The organism is Moraxella oblonga NBRC 102422, from assembly GCF_001598275.1.
Classification (GTDB): domain Bacteria; phylum Pseudomonadota; class Gammaproteobacteria; order Pseudomonadales; family Moraxellaceae; genus Moraxella; species Moraxella oblonga.
On sequence record NZ_BCYQ01000105.1, the window covers coordinates 1 to 638 of the forward strand.

Sequence of the window (638 nt, forward strand, 5' to 3'; positions counted from 1 at the left end):
CGGGCTCCGACTGCTTGTATGCACACGGTTTCAGGTTCTATTTCACTCCCCTAACAGGGGTTCTTTTCGCCTTTCCCTCACGGTACTGGTTCACTATCGGTCAGTCAGGAGTATTTAGCCTTGGAGGATGGTCCCCCCATCTTCAGACAAGATTTCACGTGTCTCGCCCTACTTAATATGTTAAAAGTGCAGTTTCGCATACAGGACTATCACCTACTACGGTTGGCTTTCCCACGCCATTTTGCTACTACACATCTAATCGGCTCCTCCCCGTTCGCTCGCCGCTACTAGGGGAATCTCTATTGATGTCTTTTCCTCGGGGTACTGAGATGTTTCACTTCTCCCGGTTTGCCTCCTAACCCATTGGTTAGGATAGCCAACTTATGTTGGCTGGGTTTCCCCATTCAGAAATCGCCGGGTCACAGGATATTTCCACCTCACCGACGCTTATCGCAGGCTATCACGTCTTTCATCGCCTCTGACTGCCAAGGCATCCACCATGTGCACTTCATTACTTGACCATACAACCCCAAGTAGTCTAACTTCTAAGAAGTTATTTATTTGGTGCTATAAGGGTAATGTGTAACGATTTTACCATTGTTTACGCTTGATTCAGTTCTCTTTACTTTATCCAATCA

1 rRNA gene is annotated in these 638 nt (G+C 47.0%); it reads right to left on the reverse strand.

The features are described 5' to 3' along the window. Nucleotides 1-521 (reverse strand): 23S ribosomal RNA (locus MOB01S_RS12100); the annotation flags it as partial. Between the last annotated feature and the right edge of the window lie 117 nt (nucleotides 522-638).